The 19,871-nt window shown below is 72.2% G+C and carries 9 protein-coding genes and 1 pseudogene; 7 read left to right on the forward strand and 3 right to left on the reverse strand.

Going from position 1 to position 19,871, the window contains the following annotated elements; all coding sequences use genetic code 11:
* Nucleotides 1-33 precede the first annotated feature (33 nt).
* Entirely contained in the window at nucleotides 34-1,419 is a 1,386-nt protein-coding gene (locus tag EJ357_RS42015; RefSeq protein ID WP_126397253.1) for an MFS transporter, read from the reverse strand.
* 318 nt (nucleotides 1,420-1,737) lie between these two features.
* Between EJ357_RS42015 and EJ357_RS42020 the strand changes: the two are divergent.
* Nucleotides 1,738-1,998 (forward strand): annotated as a pseudogene (locus tag EJ357_RS42020) (integrase core domain-containing protein); the annotation flags it as partial.
* 1,451 nt (nucleotides 1,999-3,449) lie between these two features.
* On the opposite strand, the gene EJ357_RS42035 reads toward EJ357_RS42020, so the two are convergent.
* Entirely contained in the window at nucleotides 3,450-4,526 is a 1,077-nt protein-coding gene (locus EJ357_RS42035; protein ID WP_126400765.1) for a mannose-binding protein, read from the reverse strand.
* A 485-nt stretch (nucleotides 4,527-5,011) separates the two neighbouring features.
* Here EJ357_RS42035 and EJ357_RS42040 point away from each other — a divergent pair, with 485 nt between their 5' ends.
* From EJ357_RS42040 to EJ357_RS42055, 4 genes are all read left to right on the forward strand, one after another.
* Nucleotides 5,012-5,764: a type VII secretion system-associated protein gene (locus EJ357_RS42040; RefSeq protein WP_126397257.1), complete on the forward strand. Its 753-nt coding sequence runs from the start codon at nucleotides 5,012-5,014 to the stop codon at nucleotides 5,762-5,764.
* Nucleotides 5,761-6,957, forward strand: a complete 1,197-nt coding sequence (locus EJ357_RS42045) for an RICIN domain-containing protein (protein ID WP_126397259.1) — start codon at nucleotides 5,761-5,763, stop codon at nucleotides 6,955-6,957. The genes EJ357_RS42040 and EJ357_RS42045 overlap by 4 nt, the downstream gene beginning before the upstream one ends.
* Nucleotides 6,958-7,115: 158 nt before the next feature.
* Entirely contained in the window at nucleotides 7,116-10,430 is a 3,315-nt protein-coding gene (locus EJ357_RS42050) for a right-handed parallel beta-helix repeat-containing protein (protein WP_126397262.1), read from the forward strand.
* A complete protein-coding gene (locus EJ357_RS42055; RefSeq protein ID WP_126397264.1) occupies nucleotides 10,427-11,638 on the forward strand; it encodes a S8 family serine peptidase in 1,212 nt (403 codons plus the stop codon). The genes EJ357_RS42050 and EJ357_RS42055 overlap by 4 nt, the downstream gene beginning before the upstream one ends.
* A gap of 749 nt (nucleotides 11,639-12,387) precedes the next feature.
* On the opposite strand, the gene eccCa is transcribed toward EJ357_RS42055, so the two are convergent.
* Nucleotides 12,388-16,371 carry a type VII secretion protein EccCa gene (gene eccCa, locus EJ357_RS42060; protein ID WP_126397266.1) on the reverse strand — a complete coding sequence of 1,328 codons (3,984 nt, stop codon included), beginning with the start codon at nucleotides 16,369-16,371 and terminating at the stop codon, nucleotides 12,388-12,390.
* Between the two features lie 457 nt (nucleotides 16,372-16,828).
* Here eccCa and eccD point away from each other — a divergent pair, with 457 nt between their 5' ends.
* Both eccD and eccB read left to right on the forward strand, forming a co-directional pair.
* Entirely contained in the window at nucleotides 16,829-18,235 is a 1,407-nt protein-coding gene (gene eccD, locus EJ357_RS42065) for a type VII secretion integral membrane protein EccD (protein ID WP_126397268.1), read from the forward strand.
* A gap of 40 nt (nucleotides 18,236-18,275) precedes the next feature.
* Nucleotides 18,276-19,841, forward strand: coding sequence for a type VII secretion protein EccB (eccB, locus tag EJ357_RS42070; protein ID WP_126397270.1), 1,566 nt, complete (start codon nucleotides 18,276-18,278; stop codon nucleotides 19,839-19,841).
* The last annotated feature ends 30 nt before the right edge of the window (nucleotides 19,842-19,871 follow it).

Genomic DNA, 19,871 nt, shown 5'->3' on the forward strand with positions numbered 1-19,871 from the left:
GCCGGTCGCAGGGGCTGGCGTGACAGCCGGAGATCAGACGCTATGCGCGTCCGTCGCCCGCGCCGTGGCGGGCTCGGCGTCGTCGATGGGTTCGGTGTCGGACAGATCCCGGTGGCGGGTCTCCTTGGCGACGCCCACCGCGATCACCGTCAGGACGGCCGCGGCGATGACGTACAGCGCGATCGGGGTGGAGCTGCCGTAGTCGTTCAGCAGCGCGGTGGCGATCAGCGGCGCGGGGGCGCCCGCCGCGACCGAGGCGAACTGGGCGCCGATCGAGGCGCCGGAGTAGCGCATCCGGGTCGCGAACATCTCGGAGAAGAAGGCGGCCTGGGGCGCGTACATGGCGCCGTGCAGCACGAGGCCCACGGTCACGGCGAGGATCAGGTTGCCGAAGCCGCCGGTGTCGATGAGCCGGAAGAACGGGAACATCCACAACCCGACTCCGACCGCGCCCAGCAGATAGACGGGACGTCGGCCGATCCGGTCGGACAGCGCACCCCAGGCCGGGATGACGGCGAAGTGCACCGCCGAGGCGATCAGCACGGAGTTGAGGGCGGTCTGCTTGGAGACGCCGGCCGATGTGGTCGCGTAGACGAGGATGAACGCGGTGATGACGTAGTAACTGATGTTCTCCGCCATGCGCGCACCCATCGCCACCAGGACGTCCCGCCAGTGGTGCCGCAGCACCGAGACGAGCGGCAGCTGCTCGGCGTCGGCCTTGTTCGCCGTCCTACGGGCCGCGGCCTGCGCCAACGCCTGTTGGAAGACAGGCGATTCATCGACAGAGAGACGAATCCACAGACCGACGATCACCAGCACACCGGAGAGCAGGAACGGGATCCGCCAGCCCCAGGTGTTGAAGGCACTGTCCGACAGCACGGCCGTCAGCAGGGACAGCACACCGGTCGCCAGGAGCTGCCCCGCGGGCGCGCCGGTCTGCGGCCACGAGGCCCAGAAGCCGCGCCGCCGCGCGTCCCCGTGCTCGGAAACGAGCAACACGGCTCCGCCCCATTCCCCGCCGAGCGCGAAGCCCTGCACCAGCCGCAGCACGGTCAGCAGCACGGGCGCGGCGGTCCCGATGGTGGCGTGCGTCGGCAGCAGCCCGATCGCGAAGGTCGCCCCACCCATCAGCAACAGGCTCAGCACCAGCAGCTTCTTGCGGCCGAGCCGGTCACCGTAGTGCCCGAAGACGAGCGCGCCGAGCGGCCGGGCGGCGAATCCGACGGCATACGTGAGGAACGACAGGAGGGTGCCGACGAGCGGATCGGAGTCCGGGAAGAACAGCTTGTTGAAGACGAGGGCGGCGGCGGAGCCGTAGAGGAAGAAGTCGTACCACTCGATGGTGGTGCCGATGAGGCTGGCGGCGACGATGCGCCTGAGGTTGCCGGGTGGTGGGGGAGCGGTGGTTCCGGAGGCCATGTGCGCCACTTCCTCGTGTGCGGTGGGGACGGGTACGTGTTCGCACACCGTAGGAACGTGCAGGTCAGGGGCACATGTGGTGGGGCAACATAGTTCGGGGCGTGGCTATGCGTGGGACCACCATGCCCGCTCGTGGACGGGCGGCTGAGAGGCTTGGCGAGGCACGAAATAAGTGCTGTCCGGGAAGCGTAGTTCGGCATGGTTTGACGATGGCGTGCTGACTCCCGTGCTGACTTGGTGCTGACTACGCTCCGTAGAACTCGGGCATCAGGGGTGGATCGGGCCCAGAGCTGCGCTGCGGCAGGCAACTTATTCGCCTGGCGCCAGGCACTTGCCGACCTCGGCGCCACCGGCAAACTCACCCGCGCCTACCGGCCGCAGACCAACGGCAAGGTTGAACGCTTCCACCGCACCCTGCTCGACGAATGGGCCTACCAGCGGCCCTACACCAGCAACACCGAACGCACCGCAGCCCTGGCAGACTTCCTGCACACCTACAACCACCACCGCTGCCACACCGCACTCGGCGGCCAGTCACCCATCACCCGCGTAAACAACCCTGCGGGTCAATACAGCTAGTTGCTGGGCTGTCTGACCTCGCTGACAGACCGGTATACGTACTTGCCGGCGGACGGGATGCCGTGTCAACTCGGGCTACAGTCCTGGCGCATGGACAACCCCATGGGGCGAGATCGCCACCTTCTCCACGGCCGCGCTCAGCGCCGTTGCTACAGCTGGCGCGTGGCTGGCTGCACGCCGCTCTGCGAAGACCGCAGAGACGCTGGCCCGAATTGAGCAGGACCGCTGGCACGCGGAACTGTTGTTGGATGGTCAGGTGTGGGGCCCGCTCCGCTTCACGCACGGGGCCGACGGCGCTGACGCCAACGGGGAGTCTGTCGCCCTGTTCTCCCTGGAAGTAGGTAAGGGACGCCCGTTCAGCATCGAGCGCACCAGGCCGCCCCACTGGCAGGAAGGAAACGATCGGGATGCCCGCTGGCGAGACCAGTGGCTGAACGTGCCCATGCGTCTCGTCTTCACCTGTCGGCGTGAAAGCTTCAAGCCGTGGACGGTGCCCTGCGATGTGGAGGTTCCTGAGGCTCCGCGCGTTCGTTGAGCGGTTAGGCACGCTGGAATGAAGCGCCCCCGGCTCCCTGCCCAGGCGGCGGCTGCGGGGGCATCGACTGCTTGCCGTAGTGCGCTACTGAAGATTGCTCTCAAGCTCGAACCGGTTCAGCAGGCATGAGACCAGAGACTTGCAGTGATCCTGGTTCCACTCTCCTCTGTGAAGCGAGCGATCGCCTGCTCGCCGTGTCCGAAGTGTGCCCTCTGCGGGCGTCGTCGCCGTCTGGATCCGCCCGCCCCACGCGACAGACGCTCGGGCACGACGACGACCGCACCCTGACGTCCGGCAAGCCGGGGCGCCTGGTGAGGGCGTCGCGCAGGTGCGGGACGTCCGCGGCGGCGTCGACGCAGATGTAGCCCCCTGCCGCTGTCCGCGGACGGGCGCCGCGAGATGGCCCGTTCGTCGACGACGAGCACCAGTCCGGTGCGGGCGAGCTTCGGCCCAGGTCTGTGCAGCGCGTTTCATGGGCCTCGCCCAGTCGTCCGGGCTCTGGTGCGCGATGGAGTCCCACAGCCGGTGCTGGACGCGGGCGAGGGCGTCTAGGCCGGCGGGCGGGGCCAGCTCCCATGCCGGGTGCGCGGCGGCCTCATCCTCGGCCTGGCTGGGCGTGTGGCCGTGGGTGATGAGCCACACCAGCCACAGCGCGGGGTCGGTCCAGGCGGCGCCGAGGGACGCCCATGCCCAGTCGACGAACAAGGCGCCGCGGTTCGTCATCAGGACGTTGATTACCGTGTCAAGGTGTTGGTATAGGCCAATCTGGCAGCTCTGCACCGCTCTTGCGCTTCCCCCCGTCGCTGAATCCGCGGTCCTGCAACACCGGTCAGGTGTCAATGACCGGTGTTGCAGGAGGCGTTGACGAGGGAAGCGAAAAGGGACAAGGCGTGACGATATGTCCCGCCGAAGCGCCTCAGGTCGACCAGACCACCGCGCCGTTGTGCACGATCACCACCTTGGCGTCGGCTCGTAGCACCAGCTGGGCGCCCTCATGGCCCCAGGTCTGGGAGGCCCAGATGGGTTGGTCCTCGCCGTTGTGGATGACGAGGTTGCCGTCCTGCTGGAAGATCGCCCGGTGGTTCTGCCCGAATGTCATGGACGCCCAGATGGGCTTGCCCTCCTCGTTGTAGACGACGAGATTGCCGTCGGTCTGCATCACCATCCGGATGCGGTTGGTGGTCCAGGCCTGGTTGACCTCCAGGACACTCGTCGCGTAGACGGTCTCGGTGCTCCAGTTCGGCTTCGGGGTCGCCGCGGGCTTGGGCGCCGGCTTCGCCCTGGGCTTCGACTCGGCCGTGCGGCTCGGACTGGGCTTCGGCTCGGGCGCCGCGGGCACGGGGACCGTGACCTTCGGCGGCCCGCTCTTCTTCGCCTTCTTCGGGGACGGACTGGGCTTCGACGCCACGTAGTCTTCGAGTGCGGCGGGGGCGGAGGTCGGGTTGAGGACGGTGTCGGAGCCCTCCGCGGCCAGCCCCTTTGCTGAGTCGGGAGGCCCGTCGTCCTTCGCGCTTCCCGCCAGGAACAGGGGTATGGCTATCAGCGCGGCGCCGGCGATCGCGGCCCCCGCCAGGACCGGCTTGCGGGGTCGTCCGCTGCCGACGCCGGTGTCGGTCCTGACGCCCGGAGGCGTCGTACCGACGGCCGCCGCGACGGCGACGCGCTCCTCGGACGTCTCAGGGGTTGCGGCTGCTGCTGCGGGTGTGGACTGGGACGGGGTGACCGTGGTCTCCTCGGCACCGGTGGTGCCGGACTCCGCCTCCGTGGTCCCGGAGTCCGAACCGGAGTGGCCGGACGCCGAACCGGTGGTGCCGGACGCCGAAGCAGTGGACCCGGAGGTGGAACCGGTGGTCCCGGACTCCGCCTCGGGGGCCGGGGTTCGGCTCGGCTCCGCTTCGTCCGGTGCGGAGGGATCGGCCGGTAAACCGGCCTCCCCTACGCGGGCGGCGGCCGCCTCCGCGTTCGCGCCGTTGGTGGGGTGCTGGGGGGACATGCGGTACTCCTCCTCGGTGGCGGAGCTGTCGGTGGCGGGCGGGACCCGCACAGTGGCCGGCTGGACGAACGCCGGGAGGTCCGGCGGGCGTTGGGCGAGCGCCGCGCCGGGGTGGACCTGGTACGGCCCTGCCCCGGTCGTCGAGGTGTACAAGACCCGCCGCGGTGGCGGCCGCGGGCGGATCAGACGCCCTTCCGAGCTGCGTGGTCTTCCCGCGTGGCCCAACTTAGCCCGTACCGGGGGCGATCAGTCGTACCACCCGCCCCAACTCTCCCGTCGCTTTGTCCGCTCCCGCCGTGCTGCGCCCGGAAAGTCCCTCACCCGGTCAGCAAACGGGCACGTGAACACCTGATTCGGGCCCTGCTCTGCCCGCAACGGGCTTGACTGTTGTGGCATTCTGATGGCTCCCCGATCTGATCAGTGTCGGCGCGTGCGCACGCCGTCGGCACCCAAGTGTTCGTACAGAGCGAAGAGTTCAGGTGGAGATGCGGCCCGGACAACGGCAAGAGGGCGGGCCTGACAGCCGGCTCGCGGCGCCCGACGGCTCCGGCCCGGCCGCCGTCGACTCATCCGACGCCGACGACGCCGGGCCCACCGACGTCCCCGAGATACCCGAGGCCGTACGGGCCGCCGCCCGCCGTGCACCCGGCCACTGGATCGGCGTGGTGGACCCGGAGTGGACGCAGGAGCGGACGCCGCCGGAGTGGGCGGTACTGGGGGAGTGGCAGTCGGACGAGAGCGGCGGGGTCGGGGACTACCGTCCCAACCCCGCGTACCGGCCGTCGGCTCGGGTGCTCGGCTGGCCTGAGCCCACTGACCCGGTGGACGCGGCGGCGCAGCGGGCCGCCACCGGCTACGGCTCGGTGGACGAGGCGCTCGAGGCTCTCGCCGAAGCGGAGATCACCGTGGTGCGCGGACCGGACGGCGGGCCGCTCACGGCTGTCGGGCTGGACGGGGCGCCCGTGGTGCTGTTGTTCACCTCCCCGGCACACGAGTTCATGTCCGGGGCACTTCGGCATGACACCGTTCCGGCACGGGAGTTGGCCCGTTCACTGCGCGGCTCGGACACCCTGCTGATGGTCAACGCCGGTGCCGCGGCCCCCTTGCTCGTCCCGGCGGACGGACTCCTCGATCCCGTGCGCGAGCCGGGAGCCGAGCAGGCACCCGCTGCCCGCTCCGAGGACCGGACGCACAGCTCTTCTGAACCCTGGCCCCACACCACAGGGAGGACGCCGTGACGCGTTCGGTCCAGCCCAACCCCAGCTCCCCGAAGGCGGAGTCCGGTTCCGGCGGCGAGGAGGCAGCCGCGACCGCTGCCGCCGTCGCGGAGCCCCAGTCCGAGGCCGCGCCGGAGCCGAGCGAGGCGAAGACCGGGGCTCGGGCCGAGGAGACGGCCGCCACGGCCGAACCCGTCACGGAGGGCCGGACCGCTACCGAGCCCGAGGGCGAGACCGGTCCCGAATCCGGCGCAGCGCCCGGCAGTCAGTCCGCGTCCGATGCCGCGTCCGAGTCGGACTCCGAAGCCGACCCCGGTGCCGCCGCGGCGGCCAAGAGCCGGCTCCCCGCACTCGTGCGGACCATGACCGCGACCGCCATCGACCGGCCCCAGCAGCAGCCCGGTCACGTGGGTCGGCCGGGCAAGGCGGTGCTGGCCGGGGCGGCCGTCGCGGGGGCTCTGCTCGTGTCGGTGCCGTTCCTCGTCCTCACCGGGGACGACGACAAGAGCTCCAAGGTGGCGCCGGCGGGAGGAACCGTCCTCGGCGGTGGTGAGCAGGAGGCGCCGGGCGACTTCGTGGTGACCAAACCCGACACCGGCACCCCGTCCGACGGCGAGAAGAACTCCGCCAAGCCCGACAAGCCCGTGCACAAGGCCCCCGCGGGTGGCGCGGCGCAGGGCTCGGGCAAGGACACGCCGAAGCAGGACACCGGCAGCAAGGACACGTCCAAGGCGGACTCGGGTGAGCAGGACCAGCCCGCGAAGTCCGGGGGCGACAAGGCGTCCGGCGGCGACGACCAGCCCGCGAACCCCGGCTCGGGCGTGACGTTCAGTGCCCCGGTCTCCCTGCGCAGCCATCTCTCCGGCCGCTGCGTCGATGTCCCGTACTCCGACTTCGGCGACGGCAAGAAGCTGTTCGTGTGGGAGTGCAACGGCAGCGAGGCGCAGAAGTGGCAGTTCGCCTCCGACGGCACCATTCGCATCAAGGGCCTGTGCCTGGACGTGGCCAACGCGAACTACAGCGACGGCACCCCCATCCAGATCGCCCGGTGCAGTGGCAACGCCGCCCAGAAGTTCGTCCTCAACGAGCGCCACGACCTGGTCAACACCGTCGTCGGCAAGTGCGTCGACATCAAGGACAACAACACGGACAACGGGGCCTGGCTGCAACTGTGGACCTGCGCCGGCACCGACAACCAGAAGTGGAGCGTCTGACCGCCCGCCGGACGCCTTCAGGCCGAGACCAAGCACTCCCGGCATCAGCCCGCCCCGACAGCGGGGCATGATGGCACCGTCGGCTCGCCGACATCACGCGCACCCGACGTACCGGGGGCGCCCCGCAGAAGACGCCGCCCTAGCAAGGAGGTTGGTGCGTGTCGCGCCAGGTACTCACGGTCGGTCCGGGGGACCGGGACCGCTACCGGACGATCGGTGAGGCACTCTCGGCTGCCCGTACCGGCGCGCTCATCAGCGTCCGGCCAGGGACGTACGCGGAGAACCTGGTGATCCACACCCGGGTCACCCTCACCGCCGCCGAGGGCCGGGGCACGGTCGAGATCCGGCCACGTTCGGGCAGCGTGCTCGCCCTGCGCGCCGACGCCGTGATGCTCTCCGAGCTGACCCTGCGCGGGGGCGACGCCGAGCTTCCGGCCGTGGACGTGCGACGCGGGCAGGCCGCGCTCGACGGCTGCGAGATCGTCGGCGCCGCCTGGACCGCGATGCTGGCCGGAGGCACCGGGTCGCTCGCGCTGCGGGACTGCCGGGTGAGCAACCCGCAGGGCGCGGGAATCGTGGTCACCTCGACCACTCCCACCACCGTGGAGTCCTGCACCCTTGAGCACCTGGGCACCAGCGGGCTGGTCCTCGCCGAGCAGGGCGAGGCCCGCCTGCGCGGCTGCACCGTGCGCGCCGCCCGCGGCAACGGCCTGCTCGCCAACGGCGAGTCCACCGGCAGTGTCGAGGACTGCGACATCTCCTCCACCGACAAGCCCTCCATCGCCCTGGAGCAGAACAGCTCCCTCACGGTGATCCGGACCGTGGTGCACGACACCAGCACCGGAGTGCATCTGAGCAGCTCGGGCCGTACGACGCTGGAGGACGTCCGCGTCACGGGCGCCTCCGGCAACGGGATCGCGCTGGCCGCGGGCACCGACCCGGTGCTGCGCCGCTGCCGCGTCTCGCGCACTCGCGGCCACGGCGTGCTGGTCACCGACCGGGCGCGCGGCACCTTCGAGGACTGCTGGGTCGACGGCGCACAGGGCGCGGCGCTGCGGGTCGCCGGGGCCGCGTCCCCGGCGCTGACCGGCCTGACGGTCCGCGACTGCGAACACACCGGACTGCTCCTGGAGGAGGACTCGGCGCCCGAGCTGGACCGCCTGGAGGTGATCGGCGGCTCGCCCGCGATCGCGGTGCGCGGCGGCGCCAACCCGCTGCTGCGCCGGTCCCGGCTGGTGGAGCCCGGCGGCGACGGCATCGTGGCAGGCAAGGACGCCCGCGGCCGCGCCGAGGACTGCGAGATCGTACGGCCGAAGGGCGCGGGCGTACGCGCGGGCTCCGGCAGCACCCTCTACCTCGCCGGCGGCGGCGTCTCCGACACCGCGACCAACGGCCTGGTCGTCGACGACGGAGGCAACGTCACCGTCCGCGACTTCCGCATCGAGATATCCGGCGAGGAAGGCGTCGTGGTCGAGGCGGGCGGCGAACTGACCGCCAACCGCACCACGGTGCACGCCGCCCAGGGCCACGGCTTCCTGCTCCGCGAGGGCGCGCTCGCCTCCCTCAGCGGCTGCGAGGTCTCCGGCGGCGCCCAGGACGGCTTCCGCGTGGAGTCCACCGCGCCGGTCTCGCTGGTGAACTGCCTCGCCCGGGAGAACGAGGGCGGCGGCCTGGTGCAGACCACGCCCGGCGAACGGCTCGCCGTGGACGGCCTGAAGAGCACCGGCAACGGCAAGCGGGACGCCTGGGGCAGCGGCAGCGCCGAGAACACCGACCCGGCCGGCTCCGGCGCCGCGGACGCGCCCCCGCCGGACCGCGAGGACGGCCCGCTCGGCGCGCTCAACGCGCTGATCGGCCTGGAGAACGTCAAGCAGCAGGTGCGCACCCTGGTCAACCTGACCCAGCTCGCCCAGCGCCGCGAGCAACTCGGCATGTCCGCCCCGCCGATGAGCCGGCACCTGATCTTCGCCGGTCCGCCCGGCACCGGTAAGACCACCGTCGCCCGCCTCTACGGGGCGATCCTGGCCGAACTGGGCTCGCTGCGCAGCGGGCACCTCGTCGAGGTCTCCCGCGCCGACCTGGTCGCACAGGTCGTCGGCGGCACCGCGATCAAGACCACCGAGACCTTCGAACGGGCCCTCGGCGGCGTCCTGTTCATCGACGAGGCGTACACACTGACCGCGGACAGCGGCCACGGCGGCGCCGACTTCGGCCGCGAGGCCGTGGACACGCTGCTCAAGCTGATGGAGGACCACCGCGACGACGTGGTGGTGGTCGCGGCCGGCTACTCCCGCGAGATGGAGTCCTTCCTCGGCTCCAACCCCGGCCTCGCCTCCCGCTTCTCCCGCACCGTCGAGTTCGAGAACTACTCCGTGCCCGAACTGGTCGCCATCATGGAGAACATGTGCGCCCAGCACCAGTACGAACTGGGCGAGGGCACCGCGCAGGCGCTGGCCGCGCACTTCGAGGCGATGCCCAGGGACGCCGGGTTCGGCAACGGCCGTGCCGCGCGCGGGGTGTTCGAGGAGATGGTGGACCGGCAGGCGGTCCGTCTCGCCTCCCTGCCCCAGGTCGGCGAGCACGATCTGCAGCTGCTGCTCCCGGAGGACGTCTCCGCCACCGCCGCAGCCAAGGCCACCGAGTCCGCCGTACCGGACGACGACCCGCTGACCCGCCTCGGCGACATGATCGGCCTGGCCGAGGTGAAGCGCGACGTCGCCGACCTGGTCAACCTCATCACCACCGCCCGCCACCGGGCCGCCGCCGGGCTGCCGGTGCCCTCACTCAGCCACCACCTGGTCTTCACCGGTCCGCCCGGCACCGGCAAGACCACCGTCGCGCGCCTCTACGGCGAGATCCTGACGCAGCTCGGGATCCTGCAGCGGGGCCAGTTGGTGGAGGCGGCCCGCGCCGACCTGGTCGGCCGCTACATCGGCCACACCGCCCAGCTCACCCGCGAGGTCTTCGAACGGGCCCGAGGCGGTGTGCTGTTCATCGACGAGGCCTACACCCTCACCCCGCAGGGCAGCGGTGCCGACTTCGGCCAGGAGGCCGTGGACACCCTGCTGAAGCTGATGGAGGACCACCGCGACGAGGTGGTCGTCATCGTCGCCGGGTACACCGACGAGATGGAGCGCTTCCTCGCCTCCAACCCCGGCCTGTCCTCCCGCTTCCCGCGCCGGATCTCCTTCGCCGACTACTCCTCCGAGGAACTGGTCACCATCGTGCGCGCACAGGCCGCGAGCATGGGCTATGAGTGCGGACCCGGCACCGGCCCGGTGCTCAAGGCGTACTTCGACGCGCTGCCCCGGGACCGCTCGTTCGGCAACGCGCGGCTGGCCCGGCAGGTGGTCGAGTCGATGGTCACCCGCCAGGCGGGGCGGCTCAGTTCGCTGGCCGCGCCCACGCTGGACGACCTGCGCATCCTCATCCCCGAGGACGTCGCCGCGGCCCCCAAGGGGGTCGGACTGTGACCGCGTACACCCGTGGGGCCGCCCGTCTGCTGTCCGGGGCCGGCCTCGCCGCCGCCCTGCTGCTGCCCGCGGCCGTGCCGGCCCATACGGCCGACGGTGGGAAGGGCCAGGAGCTTCCCGCGATGCCCTCCGCGCTCGACGCGGACGCGGACTGCACCCCCGCCTCCCGGGAGACGGCTCAGAAGCAGGACTGGTCACGCCAGCGCCTCGACCTGGACCGGCTGCGCGGGCACGGCACCGGTGAGGGGGTCACCGTCGCCCTGATCGACACGGGCGTCGACCCTGATGCCTCGGGCCTCGACGGCCGGGTCACCGCCAGTGGTACCGCCGCCGACGACTGCGTCGGGCACGGCACCTTCCTGGCCGGGCTCATCGCCGGGACCGGCGGGGACAGCGCGCGTCTCGCCGGAGTCGCCCCGGGCGCCAGGATCCTGGCCCTGCGGGGTACCGACACCCGCGGTGAGGCGAGCGCCTCGCTGGTCGCGCAGGCAGTGCGCGAGGCGACCGAAGCCGGGGCCGACGTCATCGCCGTCACCGTGGCCCTGCCACGCCGGGACGCGACACTGACCCGGGCGGTCACCGAGGCCCGCGGCGCGGGCGCCGTCGTGGTCGCCGCAGCCACCCCGGACCCGCCGTCACGGGGCACCGACGAGATCCCGTCCCGCCTGTACTGGCCGGCCGGTGAACCGGGCGTACTCTCGGTCGCCGACATGCTGCCCGGCGGCGCCCGCCCGGACAACGCCCTGCCCACCACGGGCATCGACCTGGCCGCCCCCGGCGCCGGGGTGGTCTCCGGCGGCCCGAGAGGCGACGGCCACTACCTCGGCGCCGGCGCGTCGGCGGCCGCCGCCTACGCGGCCGGGGCCGCCGCGATGGTCCGCGCCGCCCACCCGGACGACTCGGCCGACGCCGTCACCGGCCGTCTGACCGCCACGGCCTATCCCGCCGACATCCCGCAGCTCGACGCCTACGCCGCCGTGACCACGGTCCTGGGCGACTCGGGGGCTTCCTCCGGCACCGAGCGCGCCGCGGAACCGCTGTCCGTCCGTGACACCTCCTCCGCCGACCGCGCGACCGGCCGCGCCACCCTCTTCGTCATCCTCGGCTCCGCCGCCGTACTCACGGTCCTGTGGGCCGCGTTCACCCTTCCCCGCGCCCGAGCCCGCGGCTGGCGCCCGGCGAGGGCGGGCGGTACGCCGGAGGACTGAGCCGAGCCTGGGGGCGGGCGCTGACGGTTGTGCGCCCGGCGGGTGCTCGCTTGTACCGGATGCCGACGGCTGCGCACTCGGCACCGGCGACCGCTCTCGGGAGACCCCTCGGACGGACTGGGCTCGTGTCGGCTGCGCACCTGGTGCGTGCGGCGGATCCCGGGGGTGTCTGCGGTGGGCTCCAAGACGGCGAGGGTTCGTGCCGGCCGCGCACCCGGTGCATGCGGCTGGTCTGGGAGGTGCCCGCGGTCGGCCCGCAGACGTTGATGGTTTGTGCCGACTGCACAGTCGGCAGAGCGGCCGGTCCCAGAATGTCCATGCGGTCGGCTCTCCTGCGGGGACGGCTGCTGGCGGATCCACGGGCTGCGCATCTGCCCGGCCCACGTGCGCCTGGCCCCCTCGGGCGGCGTGGGCTTGTGTCGGCTGCACAGCCGGTGCAAGCAGTCGGTCTCGGAGGCGCCCGCGGTCGGCCCCCAGACGGTGGCGGCTCGTGTCGGCGGCGCACCGCGACGCGTACGGCTGGTCGCGGAGGCGCCTGCGGTCGAGCCCCAGACGGTGAGGGCTCCCGCCGGCTGCACAGCCGCCCCAAGCGGCCGGTCCCAGAACGCACCCGCGGTCGGCTCTCCGGCAGGGACGGGTGCCGCCGGATTCGCGGCTGTCCACCTGCCCGCCCACGCCGCCCCTCCCGCAAAGCCGACGGCGGGGGCCACCCCGAGATGGCCCCCGCCGTATCTCACCGTGTCGTGGTGTCACTCCTCCTGGCCGCGGCTCGTCTCCACCAGTGCCGTCTGCATCAGCCGTGACCGGCGGCGGGCGATGTGCTGGGCGCGGCCGGGTGGGAGGTTGAGGGGCTTGGCGTTGCCGAAGAGGCGGCCTTCCGTGGGCGGGCAGGAGAGCAGGATCGCGGGGTTGTTCGCCTCGTCCAGGCGTCGGATGAGGGAGTCGCTGAGGCCCCGGCCCGCGCCCATCGCGCTGCGGGCGACGATCAGGTGCAGGCCCATTTCGTAGCCGAGGGTCAGATGTTCGAAGAGCGGCTCGAAGGGGCTCTGGAAGGAGTTGCCTGTGACCATGTCGTAGTCGTCGACCAGGATGAACAGACGCGGTCCCGTCCACCAGTCGCACTTGCGCATCCGGGCCGGGGCGATGTCCGCACCCGGGACACGGGTCTTCAGCGCGCGGGCCGCGCCGTCGATGGTCTCCGTCAGGTTGTCCAGGGAGATCACGTGCCCGATGCGGTACTCCGCCGGGATGGCGTCCACCAGTGTGCGCCGGTAGTCCACCGCGATGATCTTCGCCTCGTTGGGGGCGTACCGGGCGGTGATGCCCTCGGTGATGCGGCGCAGCAGGTTGGTCTTGCCGCTCTCCGTGTCGCCGACCACGATCAGGTGCGGGGTGCGGCTGAAGTCGTGCCACACCGGCTCCAGGGCGTCCTGGTCGATACCGAGCGGGAGCCGCATGCCGCCGCCCTCGGTGGGCTCGGGCGCCGGGAGTTCGGCGACCGGCAGCCGGTGCGGCAGCATCCGGATCTGCGGGGCGGCCGGCCCGGACCAGTGCTTGGAGACTTCGCTGACCAAGTGGGCGACACCCTCGCCGAGGTCGTCGAGGGAACCGCTGCCGTCCAGGCGGGGGAGCCCGGCCAGGAAGTGCATCTTGCTGTCGGCGGTGATTCCCCGGCCGCCGCTGCGCGGCACCGAGCGGGCCTTGCGGGTGTCGATCTCCGAGTCCATCGGGTCACCCATCCGCAACTCGAGGCGGGTCGCGGCCTGGTCGCGGACCTGCGCGGACAGCTCCACCCAGCGGGTGGTGGTGATGAGCAGATGGATGCCGTAGTTCAGGCCGCGGGCGGCGAGTTCGTTGAACTTCGGGACCAGTTCGTCGTAGTCCTGACGGACCGTGGACCAGCCGTCGACCACCATGAACACGTCGCCGAACGGCTCGTCGGGGAACTCCCCGGCGGCCCGGCGACGGCGGTAGGACTGCATGGAGTCGAGGGTGTGGTCGACGAAGAACTGCTCGCGGCGCGCGAGGAGCGTCATCACCTCGGCGACGGCCCGGTGCACCCGCTCCGGGTTGAGGCGCGCGGCGACACCGCCGACGTGGGGGAGCCCCGCGAGCTGCGAGAGACCGCCACCGCCGAAGTCGAGGCAGAAGAACTGGATCTCGGCGGGCGTGTGGGTGAGGGCGAGGCCGGCGATCAGGGTGCGGGCGAGAGTGGACTTGCCGCTCTGTGAGCCGCCCGCGATGGCGACATGGCCGCCAGCCCCCGAGAGGTCCACGATCAGCGGGTCGCGGCGCTGCTCGAAGGGCTTGTCCACCAGGCCGACCGGAACCCGCAGCTTGCCGTTGCCGGACCAACCGCCTGCGGTGAGGCCGCGCTCGGGGTCGGGCGCGATACCCGGCAGCAGGGCGTCCAGCGGGGACGGCTCGTCCAGCGGCGGCAGCCACACCTGGTGGGCGGCGGGACCCGAGTCGCGCAGCCGGTCGAGGGCCACGTCCAGCAGGGTCTCCTCGTCGCCGGTCTCCTCGGTCTCCGGCTCCGGCTCGGGCGCGGCCTCGAGCGTGCGCGGCACGACCCAGCCGCTGGTCCACGGCACCACCTGACTGGCCACCCGGGCCTGTACCACCGCGCCGGTACGGCGCCGGTACGTCCCGGAGGAGTAGGCGGCGCGGAACCGGGTCAGCGCCTCCACACCGGACTTGAGGTAGCCGCTGCCGGGCTGGGCAGGCAGTTCGTAGGCGTCCGGCACACCGAGCACGCCACGGCTCTCCATGGCGGAGAAGGTACGCAGGCCGACCCGGTAGGACAGGTGGCTCTCCAGCTGGTGCATTCGGCCCTCGTCCAGGCGCTGCGAGGCCAGCAGCAGATGCACACCCAGGGAGCGGCCGAGGCGGCCGATCATCACGAACAGGTCCATGAACTCCCGGTGCGTCGCGAGGAGTTCACTGAACTCGTCGACCACCACGAACAGGCTGGGCAGCGGCCTGAGATCCGCCCCGCCGGCGCGGGCCCGCTCGTACTCCAGGGCGGAGGTGTAGTTGCCGGCCGCGCGCAACAGTTCCTGGCGGCGGATGAGTTCGCCGTGCAGGGCGTCCTGCATGCGTTCCACCAGGGCGACCTCGTCGGCGAGGTTGGTGATGACGGCGGACGTGTGCGGCAGCTCCTCCAGGCCGAGGAAGGTGGCACCGCCCTTGAAGTCGACCAGGACGAAGTTGAGGGTCTCGGAGGAGTTGGTCAGCGCCAGGCCCAGGACGAGGGTGCGCAGGAGCTCGCTCTTGCCGGAGCCGGTGGCTCCGATCAGCATGCCGTGCGGGCCCATGCCGCCCTGCGCCGACTCCTTGATGTCCAGCTCCACCGGACGGCCGTCCACGCCGACCGCGATCGGTACCCGCAGCCGCGCGGAGCCGGTGTTCCGGGCGAAGAGGGCCTTCGGGTCGTGCCGGTGCAGGTCGGGGATGCCGAGCAGGGTGGTCAGCTCCACGTCCGCGTCCAGCGGCTGCGCGATGTCGCTGCCCAGGCTGATCCGGCGGGAGGCGAGCAGCCGGGCCAGCGACTCGGCGCCGAGCAGGCCGAGCCGGTCCGGCCGGCCGAGCGGCACCGAGCGCTCCTTGCGGCTGCGGTCGGTGCGCACCAGGTTCACCAGGTCCGGTCCGACGGTCAGCCGCAGCGTGTTGCGGCCGGGCCGCCAGCGCAGCGCGCCGGACACGTCCAGGACCACGGCGTTGCGGTAGCCGTGGCCCTCCCAGCGGTGGCCCTCGGGGACGGTGATGCCGTCGAGGACGACGACCGTGTACGGCTCGTCACGCCCCGGTCGGGCATCGGGGTCGAAGCCGGGGCGTTCGGCGAACTCGGCGCCGAGCAGGTCGTCCAGCTCGGTGAGGTCGGCGGTGATCCGGCGAACCTGGCCGGCGCCGTCCTCCTCGTGCGGATGCAGCGCGTGCGGCAGCCACTTCACCCACTCCCAGTCGGCCCGCCGCTCGTCACTGACGCACAGGGCGATCCACAGCTCCTCGGGCGCGTGGAACACCGCGAGCTGCCCGAGCGCGGCGCGCACCAGAGCGCGTACGGCGTCGGGGCCGCCCTCCTCCGACGTGGCGCCGGACTCTTCGCCCGACGTCTCCTCGGGCCGCACCATGACCCGCGCCGAGGAGCGCAGATAGAGCCCGAGGGGCTGTTCGGGAATGGTGGAGTAGGCGCGGATGAAGCGGCGCAGGGCATGCGCGCAGAGCGGTTCGAGGTCCTCCACCGGGCGGGTGGAGACGGGGTTCAGGGTGAGCGCGAGCTGCTGTTCGCCGATCGCGAGCCGGACCTCGCCGAAGTCCTCGTCGGCCGGGCGGCGTTCCCACAGCCGTGAGGTGCGGGCCAGCGAACGCAGCGACGAGGGTTCCGGGTGGCGCCAGGCGAGCGCCCGCTGCTGCTCGACGATGGTGGCCCGGACCCGTTTGCGCATCTGCGCCAAATAGCGGAGGTAGTCGCGGCGTTCGCCCTTCAGGCGCTGCTTGCGTTCGCTGGAGCGGCGCATCAGTTGACCCAGCAGCATGGCGGCGGCCGACAGCGCCATGACGCCCAGCGCCAGATACATGAAGACGCCGTTGCCACCGCCCGGACGCATGAACATCAGCATCATCGACACCGACATCAGCGCCATCGGCAGGTAGGTCCAGATCGCCGAGGTGTCGGGGACCGTCTCGGCCAGGACCGGTGGCTCCTGGAGGGTCAATTGCCCTTCGGGCATCTCGGGTCCGCGCCTGCGGGCCGGCCGGCGAAACAGCACCACACTCAAGGAACAGAACCTCCGGTTTCACTGGCTTTCCGGCCCGCGCCGAATACCGGTACACACCCGGTAACGGGAAAGACCGCACCGCGCTCATTTTCCCGGGACCCGGGTACGCGGTGAACGCCGGATGAATGTTGTGAGCCAACAGCGGGGAACTCTCAACTCCCCCACCATTCAGCCGCATACCGGACAAGGAGTCCGGTCCCCAGCACGATCCGGCGAGCGTAGGCAGTAGTCTGCATTCACGTAGCGCGACCTGTCCACGCGGGAGGGGTGGTTGCCGCGGTGAGCGGAGTCAATTCCCCTGTCCGAACCCCCTGTTCTGGCTCGTGGGGACCTTCCGTACTCTTCGCACTGCCCCTCTCATGGGGAAAGTCCTCCTGCAAACCCTCCAAGGAAGACGAGAGTTCAGCTGATGACCGACAGCGCGGTGGCCGAACTGTGCCGCCTGACCGTACGCGCGCCGAGCGTCTCCGTCGATCTGGCCGTGCCCGCCGACGTTCCGGTCGCCGATCTGCTGCCCACGCTGCTGCGCTATGTCGGCGAGGAGGCCGAGGAGGCCGGACTCGACCATGCCGGCTGGGTGCTGCAGCGGCTCGGTGACGCCCCGCTCGACGAGGAGACGACCCTCGCGCGGGCCGGACTCGCCGACGGGGACGTGCTCTATCTGCGCGCGCACACCGAGGCGCTGCCCGAGGCGCGGCTCGACGACCTGGTGGACGGGATAGCCGACACCGCGGGCCGACGGCTGCACACCTGGCACCCCGAGGCGGCCCGCGGGCTGCTGGTCGGCACCACGGTGGCGACCGTGCTGGCCGCCCTGGTACTGGTCTTCCGGCCGGGAGTCACCGGCCCCGGCTCCCTGAAGGCCGCCTGCGCGGCCGTGGCGGGGATCCTCCTGCTCGCGGGCGCGGGCACCGCCAGCCGCGCGGTCGGCGACCGTCTCTCCGCGACCGCGCTCGGCCTGCTCGTCGCGCCCTGCCTGGCGCTGGCCGGCTGGGTGCTGCCCGGCGGCGATCTGACCGGCCCGGACGCGGCGCAGGTCGCCGGTGCGCGCCTGCTCGCGGCGGGTGCCGCGGGCGCCGGCGGCGCGGTCCTCGCGCTGGCCGCCACAGCGGTCGGCGCCCCCGCCCTGCTGGCCACCGCGGTCGTCTCGGTGGCCACCGCGATCGCCGGCGCCCTGATCGGGTACTCCGGCCTGGACGTGCAGGCCGCGGTCGCGCTGGTGGCGACGGTGATCGTCCTCGCGGCCGGAACCGTGGCACCGTTCGCCTTCAAGCTGGCCGGGATGCGCATGCCCTCCCTGCCGTCCTCCGCCAGCCAGCTCCAGGAGGGCATCGAGCCCTACGCGGGCGACGAGGTCGCCGAGCGCACCGAGTTGGCCGGGCGCTGGGTCACCGCGCTCTTCGCCGTCAGCGGCGTCATCTCCGCGGCCGCCCTGGCCGTCCTCACCCACCACCCGGACCTGCCCGAGGTGGTGACCTCGGTCGCGCTGAGCCTGCTGCTGCTCCTGCACTCCCGCGGCCTGGTGCACATCGGGCAGCGGCTGACCCTGGCGGTGCCCGGCATCTGGGGGCTGCTGCTGCTCGCCCGCGCCTGGGCGGTGGACAGCGATGGCGACGGGCGCCTGGTGGTCTTCGCGGTACTGCTCGGCGCGGCGGCGGCCCTGGTGATCGCCGCCTGGACGGTGCCCGGCCGACGGATGCTGCCGTACTGGGGCCGGGCCGCGGAGATCGCGCACACCGGCATCGCGGTGGCGCTGCTGCCGCTGAGCCTGTGGGTGGCGGGACTCTTCGGCTGGCTGCGCGGCCTGTTCGGCTGAGCACACCCGCACTGCTGCAAGAGAACGAGTAGGAGAGGCCGTGCAGTCCAAACGCGACCAGGTACACGCCCACAGTTTCATGATGGGCAGGCTCAGTTCGGGCCTGCTGATGGCCGACCCGGACGCCCCCGAGAGCCCGCTCGGGCGCACCACACGCGGCGTGGCCTTCGGCATGCTGGTCACCGTCCTGATCGGCGCGGGCGCCACCGTGTACGGTCTGCTGCGCCCCGGTGGCAACGACGCCTGGCGAGACGGTGAGCACCTGGTGGTCAACCGCGACACCGGCGCCCGCTACCTGTGGACCGGCACCGACGGCGTACTGCACCCCGTGCGCAACTACGCCTCGGCGCGGCTGATCGGCGGCTCCGACCTGGAGACCGTGGACGTCGGCACCGCTTCCCTGCGCGACGTCCCGGTGGGCGCCCCCGCCGGTATCCCCGGCGTCCCCGACACCGTGCCCGAGCCCGGCCAACTCGACGCCGGCGCCTGGCACATGTGCGTCACCGGTCCCGACGGGGCGCTGCCGGACACCTCCGGTGCCGTGGCGAGGACCGGCGTGGAGGAGCCGGGGGCGACGACCGTGGTGGCCGGGTCGCCGCTGGACTCCCGCGGTGTCGACGGCGACCGCGCCGTGCTGGTGCGCGGGCCGGACGACACCGAGTACCTGGTGTGGCGGGGCAGCAGGCTGCCGCTGGACCGTGAATCCGACGCCCGAAACGCCCTCGGCTACGGCTCCGAGCAGCCGATGCGGGTCTCGGCGGCCTTCCTCGACGCACTGGCGCCCGGTCCCGTCCTGAAGCCGCCCGCGGTGCCGGAGCGTGGTGCGGAAGGCCCCGTGCTCGGCGGTGAGGCCAGCCGGATCGGCCAGCTGTTCAAGGTCAGCGTCCCGGGCGGCGACAGCACGTACCACCTGCTGACCAAGGACGGTCTGGTGCCGCTGACCCGGCTCGGCGCCGCCCTGGTGCTGGGTGACCCGGCCACCCAGAAGGACGCATACGAGGGACGCTCGCCCGAGGTGCGCACCGTCGGTGCCGACGCGCTGCGCGAGCACCGGGCCGCGGACCAGGACCCCACCGCGTCCGCGGAGTTGCCGGACGCGCCCCCCGTCCCGCAGTCCGCACCGCGCGGCACCGCGCTCTGCGCGCAGGTGGACGGCGACAACGGCGGCGTCCGGATCAGGTCGGTGCTGGTGCCGCTGGCCGACCTCGCCCCGGTGGCGGTGTCCGAGGGCACCGCTCAACCGATGCGGCAGGCCTGCGTCCCCACCGACGCCACGGTGGTCAGGCCCGGCAGGGGCGCCCTGGTCCGGGCCCTGCACGCCAGCGGCGCCGCGCACGCCGGCACGACCTATCTGGTGGCGGAGAACGGCGTGAAGTACCGCGTCTCCAGCAAGAACTCGCTGGCCGCACTCGGATACGGGGCCGCGGACATCGGCTCGGTCCCGGCGCCGCTGCTCGCGGCCCTCCCGACCGGCGCGGACCTCGACCAGGCCGCTGCCACGGGCGCCACGAAGCCCAGGGTGACGGCTCCGCAGTGCGATGCCGCTGAAGACCGGCAGCAGGGCGAGGAAAGCGCCGTACCGAACAAGGCGGACACCGCGCGCTGATTACGACAATCGGCGCCGATGAAAAGGAAA

Source organism: Streptomyces cyaneochromogenes (genome assembly GCF_003963535.1).
GTDB classification, from domain to species: Bacteria; Actinomycetota; Actinomycetes; order Streptomycetales; family Streptomycetaceae; genus Streptomyces; species Streptomyces shaanxiensis.

Coding starts and splice junctions, on each gene's coding strand:
- EJ357_RS42015 (WP_126397253.1), bottom strand. CDS start 1,419: ATGGCCTCCGGAACCACCGCTCCCCCACCACCCGGCAACCTCAGGCGC.
- EJ357_RS42035 (WP_126400765.1), bottom strand. CDS start 4,526: ATGTCCCCCCAGCACCCCACCAACGGCGCGAACGCGGAGGCGGCCGCC.
- EJ357_RS42040 (WP_126397257.1), top strand. CDS start 5,012: ATGCGGCCCGGACAACGGCAAGAGGGCGGGCCTGACAGCCGGCTCGCG.
- eccCa (WP_126397266.1), bottom strand. CDS start 16,371: ATGCCCGAAGGGCAATTGACCCTCCAGGAGCCACCGGTCCTGGCCGAG.
- eccD (WP_126397268.1), top strand. CDS start 16,829: ATGACCGACAGCGCGGTGGCCGAACTGTGCCGCCTGACCGTACGCGCG.